This window comes from Deltaproteobacteria bacterium (assembly GCA_011773515.1).
Lineage (GTDB): Bacteria > Desulfobacterota > Deferrimicrobia > J040 > J040 > WVXK01.
Genome location: WVXK01000004.1, coordinates 1 through 9,784 on the forward strand (window position 1 = coordinate 1; position 9,784 = coordinate 9,784).

10 protein-coding genes and 1 pseudogene are annotated in these 9,784 nt (G+C 58.7%); 5 read left to right on the plus strand and 6 right to left on the minus strand.

Going from position 1 to position 9,784, the window contains the following annotated elements; all coding sequences use genetic code 11:
* Nucleotides 1–492, plus strand: a 492-nt coding sequence (locus GTN70_00510; protein ID NIO15484.1) for an aldo/keto reductase, incomplete at its 5' end; no start/stop codon positions are given.
* A 55-nt stretch (nt 493–547) separates the two neighbouring features.
* Here GTN70_00510 and GTN70_00515 read toward each other — a convergent pair.
* Nucleotides 548–616 (minus strand): annotated as a pseudogene (locus tag GTN70_00515) (hypothetical protein).
* 281 nt (nt 617–897) lie between these two features.
* On the opposite strand from GTN70_00515, the gene GTN70_00520 reads away from it, so the two are divergent.
* The 3 genes from GTN70_00520 to GTN70_00530 all read left to right on the plus strand — a co-directional run bounded on the left by GTN70_00520 (nt 898) and on the right by GTN70_00530 (nt 3,795).
* Nucleotides 898–1,419, plus strand: a complete 522-nt coding sequence (locus tag GTN70_00520) for a rubrerythrin family protein (protein ID NIO15485.1) — start codon at nt 898–900, stop codon at nt 1,417–1,419.
* Nucleotides 1,420–2,011: 592 nt separating this feature from the next.
* Nucleotides 2,012–2,764: a DUF1295 domain-containing protein gene (locus GTN70_00525; GenBank protein ID NIO15486.1), complete on the plus strand. Its 753-nt coding sequence runs from the start codon at nt 2,012–2,014 to the stop codon at nt 2,762–2,764.
* Complete coding sequence (locus GTN70_00530; protein ID NIO15487.1) at nt 2,761–3,795, plus strand: methyltransferase domain-containing protein; 1,035 nt, start codon at nt 2,761–2,763, stop codon at nt 3,793–3,795. Before GTN70_00525 ends, GTN70_00530 begins: the two co-directional genes overlap by 4 nt.
* Before the next feature lie 15 nt (nt 3,796–3,810).
* Here the strand turns inward: GTN70_00530 and GTN70_00535 are convergent, their stop codons facing one another.
* The 5 genes from GTN70_00535 to GTN70_00555 form a co-directional block, all read right to left on the minus strand.
* Nucleotides 3,811–4,359: a DUF2878 family protein gene (locus GTN70_00535; GenBank protein NIO15488.1), complete on the minus strand. Its 549-nt coding sequence runs from the start codon at nt 4,357–4,359 to the stop codon at nt 3,811–3,813.
* Between the two features lie 17 nt (nt 4,360–4,376).
* Nucleotides 4,377–5,651 carry a methyltransferase domain-containing protein gene (locus GTN70_00540; GenBank protein NIO15489.1) on the minus strand — a complete coding sequence of 425 codons (1,275 nt, stop codon included), beginning with the start codon at nt 5,649–5,651 and terminating at the stop codon, nt 4,377–4,379.
* Complete coding sequence (locus GTN70_00545; GenBank protein NIO15490.1) at nt 5,617–6,450, minus strand: DUF1365 family protein; 834 nt, start codon at nt 6,448–6,450, stop codon at nt 5,617–5,619. Before GTN70_00545 ends, GTN70_00540 begins: the two co-directional genes overlap by 35 nt.
* Nucleotides 6,423–7,667, minus strand: a complete 1,245-nt coding sequence (locus GTN70_00550; GenBank protein ID NIO15491.1) for an NAD(P)-binding protein — start codon at nt 7,665–7,667, stop codon at nt 6,423–6,425. Before GTN70_00550 ends, GTN70_00545 begins: the two co-directional genes overlap by 28 nt.
* 64 nt (nt 7,668–7,731) lie before the next feature.
* The gene (locus tag GTN70_00555) at nt 7,732–8,304 is read right to left on the minus strand and encodes a hypothetical protein (GenBank protein NIO15492.1); all 573 of its coding nucleotides are present in this window, start codon (nt 8,302–8,304) and stop codon (nt 7,732–7,734) included.
* Between the two features lie 416 nt (nt 8,305–8,720).
* On the opposite strand from GTN70_00555, the gene msrA reads away from it, so the two are divergent.
* The gene (gene msrA, locus GTN70_00560; protein NIO15493.1) at nt 8,721–9,764 is read left to right on the plus strand and encodes a peptide-methionine (S)-S-oxide reductase MsrA; all 1,044 of its coding nucleotides are present in this window, start codon (nt 8,721–8,723) and stop codon (nt 9,762–9,764) included.
* The last annotated feature ends 20 nt before the right edge of the window (nt 9,765–9,784 follow it).

Below are 9,784 nucleotides of genomic sequence, written 5' to 3' on the forward strand. Positions count from 1 at the left end.
GCGGTCCATCCCATCGCCGCCCTGCAGACCGAGTATTCCCTCTGGAGCCGGGAGCCGGAAGGGGAAATCCTCGCCACGTGCCGGGAGCTCGGCGTGGGCTTCGTGTCATACAGCCCTCTTGGCAGGGGATTCCTGACGGGGCGCTTCGCCGTGCCCGAGGATATTCCCGAAGATGACTGGCGCCGCAACCATCCGCGATTCCGGGGGGAGAACTTCACCCGAAACCTTCGATTGTCCGAGGCGTTGGGGCACATGTCCCGCGAGAGGGGGTGCACCCCGGCGCAACTGGCTCTGGCCTGGGTTCTGGGAGCGGGCGAGGATATCGTGCCCATACCCGGGACGAAGCACGTGCTCTTTCTCGAGGAGAACGCGGGCGCCCTCGACATTACCCTGAATGATGAGGAGAGGGCCCGCCTGGATGCCATCTTCCCTCCGGGGGTGACTGCGGGGGACCGGTACCCCGAAGTGGCCATGAAGAATATCGACCGCTGATGATTCGGGGGGACCACAATTCGCCAGGTGAGGCGTCAAGGCTCCGTGCGTTTTCTCACGCCGCGGGCCTGATATTCTGGTTTATGCGGAAAAAATTGTCGGGGTCGCAGGTTTTCCTGGCCTTTTTCCATCATGAAGCTGACGTTTACCCCTCCCGGGGTTTTCATCGAGGGGAAATATCTTTCCGCGACCGGCCGTTTCCCTTTTCACCGGGGAACGCCCCCGTCTTCCGGCTGCGTGTATAGTATAATGTCGTGGTGAAGGGCGGTGAAAAATCCCGGCACGCCCTGAAATCACGATAGAGCATGGCAACATTATTTTGGACATGGTAAAACGGCCGCTCTTTGCCGGAAGGAAGATCCGGCGTCAGGCAGGGAGTACAACAATTACGGACGGGAGGGAGAAATGAGCAAAACCGAAGAAAACCTGAAGGCTGCATTTGCCGGCGAATCGCAGGCGAGGAACAAGTACACCTTTTTCGCGGACGTTGCGAGGAAAGAGGGGTACCGCTACATAGCGAAGATCTTCGAGGAGACGGCGGACAACGAGCGGCGCCACGCAAAGGACCATCTCAAGCTTCTCGGCGAGATCGGCGACACGGTTGCCAACCTGAAGGAGGCGATCGGGGGCGAGCACTATGAAACCGTCGATATGTATCCCACCTTCGCGAAAGAGGCGCAAGAGGAGGGGAACAAGGAGGCAGCGTCCCTGTTCAAGCGGATAGCGGAGATCGAGGCCCATCACAGGGAGCGCTACAAGAGGCTCCTGGAGATGGTGGAGAGCGGGACGGTTTTCAAGAGGGAGCAGCAGATAAAGTGGAAGTGCGGCGTGTGCGGCTATATTCGCGAGGGAACCGAGCCTCCCTCCGTGTGTCCCTGCTGCAAGCACGCACGGGAGTACTTTGAACCGGCAAACATGGATTTTTAAAGGGGAAACGTTGGAGGAAGCCCTTCAGGATCTTCGAGCCGGGCACTCCGGGACACAGGGTGCCCGGCTTGACGGGATGTCACGGCCGGTCCCCGAGAAAGCGGTTTCGAGTTTAGAGTTTCGAGTTGGGTTTTCATTCCGCATTCCGAAATCCGCATTCCGCATTACCATGAACGGTAAGCTGTGAATGATTGAATCGGCAGTCCCGCGTCCGGGGTCCCGTGTCCCGAGAAAGCGGTTTCGAGTTTAGAGTTTCTGGTTCAACCGGAAACGGTAAACGGTAAACTGTGAACTCTGAACTGTTTTTCATTCCCCCTTCCGCATTCCGCACTCATCACTCTGCACTGCCATCTCGCATATTTCCCCCCGGTTTTTTTGAAGATGCCTGAACATTTTTCCCTTCAGCGGTCATCTATAAGGTGAGGCAAAAGTTTGTTCGGGAAAACGACGTGCAGAATCACACCGAAATGATGCAGAGAAAAAAGGAAAAGAGTGAAAAACACGCGACCGGTGAGGTTCGATTTTTTCCCGTTTGCATGCCGGGACGTGAGCCGTGAAGGTAATCGAATTGATCCTCGTTGCCTGGCTGGGAATGGCCATCATGATGTCCTTTCTCTACTACGTCGGGCGGACCACCAAAAATGCCGGGATCGTGGATGCGGGGTGGGCGATGGGACTGGCCATCCTGGCCCTTGCCTACGCCTGGGCGGCCCCCGGGTTCCTTCAGAGAAGGATAATCGTGGGGGCCCTTGGAGGGATCTGGGCCTTGCGCCTCGGCCTCTATCTCACCTTCGACCGGGTGATCGGGAAACCGGAGGATGGACGGTACCTGGCCCTCCGGGAGAAGTGGGGGGACAGGGCAGATCGAAATTTTTTCCTCTTCTTCCAGGCGCAGGCAACCTGGGACGTTCTCTTCTCCCTCCCTTTCCTCGCCGTTGCCTTTAACCCGCGGCCCGCCCTGGGGGTGACCGACGCACTCGGGGTCCTCGTATGGCTCGTTGCCGTTGCGGGCGAGTCGGTGGCGGACCGGCAGCTGGCACGGTTCCGGGAGAACCCCGAGAACAGTGGGAAAGTGTGCAACCGGGGCCTGTGGAGGTATTCCCGCCACCCGAATTACTTCTTCGAGTGGATCCACTGGTTCGCCTACATATTCCTCTCCATCGGGTCGCCCTATCTTTGGCTCGCCATCATGGGGCCGGTCGTGATGGGGATTTTTCTCTTCAAGATAACGGGGATACCCTACACGGAGCAGCAGGCAATCCTGACACGGGGCGATGCGTACCGTGAGTATCAGCAAACCACGAGCGTGTTCATACCCTGGTTCCCGAAAGGAAAAAAGTCATGAAGCTGGCAGAAAAGATGGCCGAATCGGGGGTTCTCCCCGACAGCCTGGTGCGCGCGGGAATACGGATGATGAACAGGGAGCGCCTGAAGATGGAAGGGCGGGGCACCATCGAGGATAAGCGGGGCAGGTTCAAAGAACTCATTGAAAAGATGGATGGAAGCGCCGTCGCTCCCCGGCCGGAGATGCCGAACCTACAGCACTACGAGGTCCCCGCGGACTTTTTCAAAATAGTGCTCGGGAAGCACCTCAAGTACAGCTGCTGTTACTACCCGACGGGGGGTGAGACCCTCGACGAGGCGGAGGAAGCCATGCTTCGCGTAACCTGCGAGCGGGCCCTCATAGGGGAAGGCATGGATATCCTCGAGCTCGGGTGCGGGTGGGGGGCTCTCACCCTCTGGATGGCGGAGATGTACCCATCCTCGAGGGTCACAGCCCTGTCCAATTCCGCCTCCCAGCGGGAGTTCATAGAGGGGCGCTGCCGGGAGCTGGGTATCGGGAACGTGAGGGTGGTCACGGCAGACATGAACGATTTCCAAACCGGCGAAACCTTCGACCGGGTCGTCTCCGTGGAGATGTTCGAGCACATGCGGAACTACCGGGAGCTCATGCGCAGGATCTCCACCTGGATGAGGCCGGGGGCGTACCTCTTCGTTCACCTCTTCTGCCACCGCCTGCACGCATACACCTTCGAGGGCGAGGGTGATGACAACTGGATGGGAAACCACTTCTTCACCGGCGGGATCATGCCCTCGGACGGGCTTCTTTTGAACTTCCAGGAACACCTGGCCCTCGAGGAGCACTGGCGTATGTGGGGGGAGCACTACCGGCGAACGGCGGAAGACTGGCTCGCGAACCTGGACGGAGGAAAGGACGCGATCATGCCGGTTCTGGAAGCCACCTACGGAAAGGGTGAGGCGAGTCGGTGGTTTCACCGCTGGCGTATCTTCTTCATCGCCTGTGCCGAGCTCTGGGGGTTCCGGGGCGGCCGGGAGTGGCTCGTGTCCCACTACCGTTTCCGTAAAGGGTCCTGACCCCTCTTCGGGCCATCATCGGGACCCGTTGCTTCCCACGATTTTTTCCGAGAGAAAGTAGAGGAAGGGCACCGAGACGGCCCATACGATGACGAGAACGGCGAAGCTGCGGAGGGGGTCGGGGTTGAGCACCACCGCCTTCAGCTTGGCACCGGCAAAGTATGCGAAGGGCCCCCCCGCTGCACCGAAGAGGGCCGCCGCCGCGTAACGGCCCCGGAACCAGCGCAGGCTCAGGTTGAGGGCCGCGCCGAAGTTCACCCAGAGGGCCACCATCCAGAGGGGGATCAAGGGCGGGGGCATCACGTCACGGACGGGCTCGTACACCTCCCCGTAGATCATGCCGGTGTCGGCGAGAAACCCGAAGAGGGCCGTTGCGATGATGAAGCAGGATTCCCTCCGGGAATTTTGCGATATGAGGGCTACCTGGAGCGCAACCAGCACCGGGACGACCAGGGGCCCGAGAGAGGGACGGCCCTTTCCCGCCCCGATGACGCAGGCGAGCCAGCCGATGTGAAACGCCACGAGATTGACCAGGGTCGCGTATTTTTTCAGTCCTTCCGCCATGAGCGTGCTCCGCCGTTTCACGTGGGGGTCAGACCGGGTTCGAGGCGGCTCTTTGGCTTCGTGAATATCATCTGCAGGTCGCCGTTGTATCTCTCTGCGAAGCTCCCCTCGCAGTAACAGAGGTAGAACTCCCACATCCGGATGAAGTGCTCCCCGAACCCCATCTCCCGGACACGGTCGATGTTCCTGAAGAAGTTTTCCCGCCACGTGCGAAGTGTTTTGGCGTAATGGGGGGTTATGTCCTCGAGGTGGACCATGCGCATGTCCGTTTTCCGGGAGATGCTTTTGAGAATCCGGGCGACCGAGGGGATGCAGCTGCCGGGGAACACGTACCTCTTTATGAAGTCCACCGTCCGTCTGTGCCGCTCGTACTCGGCGTCGGGTATGGTGATCGCCTGGAGCGCCATTGCGCCCTCCGGTTTCAACAGGTCGCTGCAACGCTGAAAGAAGGTGTCGAAGTAGTGGTGACCGACGGCTTCTATCATCTCGATGGAGACGAGCTTGTCGTAGCGCCCCGGTATGTCCCGGTAATCCTTCTTGACGACGTCAACCCTGTCGGAGAGCCCCCTTTCCTCCACCCGCTGCTTTGCAAGGGAGAATTGCTCTTCCGATATGGTCGTGGTCGTCACCCTGCACCCGTAGGTTTCTGCCGCATGGATGGCAAAGCTTCCCCAGCCCCCCCCTATCTCGATCACGTGTTCACGGGGGGAAAGAGAGAGCTTTCTGCATATCCGGTCCAGCTTCTCCAGCTGCGCCTCCTTCAGGGTGCTCCCTTCCCGCTCGAAAATGGCGCTGGAGTAGGTGAGGCTTTCGTCGAGGAAGAGGCTGAAGAATTCGTTTCCCAGGTCGTAGTGGGAGAGGATGTTTTTCCTGCTCCCCGACAGCGTGTTTTTCCTGAAGAGGTGTGCAAGCCGGTGGAGCGGTGCGTAGAGCCTCGTCCAGGAGGAGTCCAGGCGCTCCATCTGGCTGAAGTTTACAAGGAGTAGACGGACCAGGTTCGTCAGGTCATCAACGAACCACCTCCCCTCCATGTAGGATTCTGCGGCGCCGACCGTCCCGCCGTAGATGACGTCACGGTAAAAGCGCGGATCCCTGACCCGGATGGTTGCCTCGAGAGAGCCGCCGCCCTCTTCTCCACCGAAGATGGCCGTGTCGGATCCCTCGATTATCCTGAGTGTGCCAATGCGAAGATCCCTCATACGGGTAAAGAGCAGGCTCCTTGCCCACCTGTCGGCAGGGGAACTCTTTTTCCACGCCTCAAACTTCGTGGGGGCGGCTGTCGGACTGCTCATGGCTATCCTCTTTTCCTGTCCTTTTTTTCGGGTGCACGTAAAAGGGCACCCCCTTCCGCCACAGGCGGAATGCCTGCAGGTAGATCATGGCATAGACTCTGAGGGTCAAGAAGGGGTACCGGATCAGGACCCGCGAGAGCGAGGCACGCCCTATCTCTTCCCTCGAAAGGTCGAGGGCCGCGTCGAAGAAGAGCTGTTCATCCCGGTAGCATTCCATGCGGACCTCCAGGTTTTCCCCGGGATCTTTGAACCGCCATCTGTAGCGCGTGTCCATGTCCATGAAGGGGGAAACGTGGAACTCCTTTGCGAGCCGGTACGATTTCTCTTTACCCCGGCTGCCGGGGTCCCCGTTGTTGAGCAGGTAGACGTGCCGCTCCCCCCAGGGCGTGTTCGTCACCTCGGCGAGGATCTGCTCCACCCTGTCCCCGGCACGGTCGTAGCAGTAGTAGATGCTGACGGGGTTGAAACAGTGGCCGAAGTAGCGAAGGTGCGTGAGTATCCGCACGGGTCCGGCTGGCCTTGTGCCGGTGCGCTCGGCTACCAGGTCCCGCACTGCCTCGTCGAGGGGAACGCTTTGAGGGGGGAGGTAATCTTTGCGGCAAAACCAGGCAAGGTTCGGCCGGTCCGGGGACCACAGGGGGTTGCCGGAGAAAAGGTGGGGGAGCTCGGCCAGATCGATGAACATCATGAAGAGGGGGTAGGCGAATGAATGCGGTACGGGCGCGAAGCGGCGGTGGGTGACGTGGCCCTCGTATATGCAGCTCTTTGCCTTCACAGCTTCTCCCCGAAAAAAGCACAGGCGCGAAGGGCGCTTTTGACCCCGTCTTCGTGGAAACCGAACCCCCAGTATGCACCGCAGTAATGGGTCCGGTTCCTCCCGCCGACCTCGGCGTATCTTTTCTGGGCGGCGAACCCTTCCGCCGAGTAGACGGGGTGATGGTATGTGATGCGGGCGATTACCCTCTCCCTATCAATTTTATCGGGTTGGTTGAGGGTCAGGCAATACACTTCGTCCCCTTCCAGGGCCTGCATGATGGTCAGGTTGTAGGTGATTGCGACCCTGCCACTTTCCTCTTTGGGCGTGAGGTAGTTCCAGCTGGCCCAGAGGGAGGAACGCTCGGGAAGGAGCGACGCATCCGTGTGGAGCACCGCCTGGTTTTCCTGGTAGGGGATGGCGCCGAGTATTTCCCTCTCCGCGTCGGTGGGATCACCCAGGAGGCGAAGGGCCTGGTCGGAGTGCGTGGCAATCACCACGTGGTCGAAGCGCTCCCTGCTGCCGTCTCTTCCCTCGACCGTCACGTGGGCCTGCTCACGGGTGACCTTCACAACCGGGGAGTTCAGCCTGACCCTGTCCGCGTAGGAGGCGGTGAGCTTTTTCACGTATTCCTTCGATCCCCCGGTTATGACCCGCCAGGTGATGGGGTTTTTCACGGAGAGAAAGCCGTGGTTCCGGAAGAAGGTTACGAAGTGACGTAAGGGGAAGCGCTTGAACCCCTCCGGTTCCGCTGACCAGATGGCCGATCCCAGGGGAATGATGAACTGGTCGATGAAGCGCCGCGAGTATCCCCGCTCCCCGAGGTATTGGCCGAGCTCGAGATCCCCGTCGTCGCCTTCGCAGAGCCTGTCGAATTCCCGCCGGAACCCTATTATCTCGCTGATCATGCGGTAGAAGGAGGGGGAGAAGAGGTTCTTCCTCTGGCCGAAAAAGGTGTTCAGCGAACGGGGGTTGTACTCGAGGCCCGTTCTTTCGCATTTCATGCTGAAGGACATGCTCGTGGGCTGCGAGAAAACGCCCAGCCGCCGGATGATTTCGCAGAAGTTGGGGTAGGTGACCTCGTTGAAGACGATGAACCCCGTGTCGACGGGGACGGAGCCCGTAGCGGTCTCCACGTCGACCGTGTTGGTGTGGCCGCCGATCCTCGCCTTTTCCTCGTAGAGGGCTGTATCGTGGGAGCGGGAAAGGAGGTATGCCGCCACCATCCCCGATATTCCGCTTCCGATTATCGCTATCCTCATGATCGCATTCTTCTTCCGGGACTAAAGTCGATACATCCAGCACCCGACGGCGCCCCTGTTCGCTTCAGGGCTGATTTCCGCTCAGGAGAGAGCGTTTAAGGCTTCTGCTTATGGGTTTTTCACCGAGCCATATCGTGAAGTAGGCCGAGGCGAAATCTCCCCCCTCGATGGTCCCCAGTTCCTCTCCGTTCAGAGAGAGGGTGGTTCCTTTCCCCGGTGTGTATGTCAGGGCATAGCGGTCGCCACTTTTCACATCCCTGTAGAGGCGGTTGATCGAATCTATTTTGGGTCTCAGCATGGCCAGTCTTTCCTCGTCGAGGTTTTTTTCCAGGTATGGAGACGCTGACTCCGAAAACGTTTCTGCCTTGACATCGACGAGGTAGTGGAACTCGAGCCTCTTGGGCACATCCTCGAGAACGGCGTCGCTCGACACGTCCGGTGGGAGGTAGAGCGCGGCCGAGTACACGGTGAAAAAGATCTTCCACGTAAGTGTCCCGGCTCCTCTCAAGTGGAATTCATGGTCTCGGGTGCTGATGGTGTCGGAGAATGCAGCACCCTTTATCTCGACTGCGGCGGCCTCTTTTGGCAATGGTAGGCCGGATACAAAAATGTATGATATGACCAGGGCAGGAAGCAACGCTTTGCCCGGGAAAAAGGTCAGGGGACGCGAAAGGGTTTTGGATTTCACTGTCTTGCCTCCTTTAACCTATCGTGGTCCGAAATGATGCGCTTTCCATTCGTTTTTGCCTTTGCAGGTTTGATGACGACCCGGGCCGCAATGTTTCATATACGCCCTCTTGAAGCCCGGAGCAGGGGCCGATGAACTTTGTTATACATATGTGATATTTTCGTAATCCTTGCGCAACCTTTTGTGCGTCTAACATGGTAGAGACGCAGTAAGAGATGATCCATAATAATAAAAGGAGATACAGGAAGATGAAAAATGTGGCAAAGGCAGCGATAAGGAATTATTTGCAGGGCAAGAGAGGGAAGGCCGTGTCTTCCATCGCCCTCTTCAGCGTTTTGGGGGCCCTCTTCGCTCTTGCGGGAGGTATGACGTCAACGGGAAAGGTTTCCCATGCATCGGAGCACCTCGAGCGTGCGATCTTCGCGGGGGGGTGTTTCTGGTGTATGGAGCCGCCCTTCGAGAAACTCGAAGGCGTAAAGGATGTGGTATCGGGGTACACGGGGGGACACAAGGAAAACCCCACCTACAAGGAGGTTTCATCTGACGCGACGGGCCACGCAGAGGCGGTGGTGATTACCTACGACCCCGCTAAAGTCTCGTACGAAACCCTCCTCGACGTCTTCTGGCGGCAGATAGACCCCACCGATGCGGACGGGCAGTTCGTCGACCGGGGGTCCTCGTACCGTTCGGGCATTTTTTACCTGAACGAAGAGCAGAGAAAGCTTGCCGAAAAATCGAAGGGTGAGCTCGAGAAATCGGGCCGCTTCTCCAAGCCCATCGTCACGGAGATCGTCCCGGCTTCGGAGTTTTACCGTGCCGAGGAGTACCACCAGGACTACTACAAGAAAAACCCCATCCGTTACAAGTACTATCGTTACGGGTCCGGACGGGACCAGTTCCTGAAAAAAGCGTGGGAGGAAGATATGACTTCACCGAAAACAGGGAGCACGGAAGGCGCGAAGAAGACCTATGTCATCCCTTCAAAGGAGGAGCTTCGAAAGAAGCTTACCGAGATACAGTACGAGGTTACCCAGAAGGACGGCACGGAGCGCCCCTATCAGAACGAGTACTGGGACAGCAAGGAAGAGGGAATCTACGTGGACATCGTGAGCGGTGAGCCCCTTTTCAGCTCCACGGACAAGTACGACTCCGGCACGGGGTGGCCGAGCTTCACCCGTCCCCTCGTCCCTGAAAACATCGTGGAGCGGGAGGACAGGAAGCTCTTTTTGTCACGCACGGAAGTGCGCAGCAGACATGCAGATTCCCACCTCGGCCACGTCTTTCCCGACGGCCCCCCTCCAACGGGTCTTCGCTACTGCATCAACTCGGCGGCCATGCGTTTCATCCCGAAGGAAGATCTGGCAGAGCAAGGCTACGGTAACTTCCTCGGGCTTTTCGCCAGGAAATAACAGATCGGGGTCAGTTCCCA

What these genes read in the sequence shown, in the direction of transcription:
- GTN70_00520 (NIO15485.1), top strand. Translation starts at nt 898, where the DNA reads ATGAGCAAAACCGAAGAAAACCTGAAGGCTGCATTTGCCGGCGAATCG.
- GTN70_00525 (NIO15486.1), top strand. Translation starts at nt 2,012, where the DNA reads ATGGCCATCATGATGTCCTTTCTCTACTACGTCGGGCGGACCACCAAA.
- GTN70_00530 (NIO15487.1), top strand. Translation starts at nt 2,761, where the DNA reads ATGAAGCTGGCAGAAAAGATGGCCGAATCGGGGGTTCTCCCCGACAGC.
- GTN70_00535 (NIO15488.1), bottom strand. Translation starts at nt 4,359, where the DNA reads ATGGCGGAAGGACTGAAAAAATACGCGACCCTGGTCAATCTCGTGGCG.
- GTN70_00540 (NIO15489.1), bottom strand. Translation starts at nt 5,651, where the DNA reads ATGAGCAGTCCGACAGCCGCCCCCACGAAGTTTGAGGCGTGGAAAAAG.
- GTN70_00550 (NIO15491.1), bottom strand. Translation starts at nt 7,667, where the DNA reads ATGAGGATAGCGATAATCGGAAGCGGAATATCGGGGATGGTGGCGGCA.
- msrA (NIO15493.1), top strand. Translation starts at nt 8,721, where the DNA reads ATGACGTCAACGGGAAAGGTTTCCCATGCATCGGAGCACCTCGAGCGT.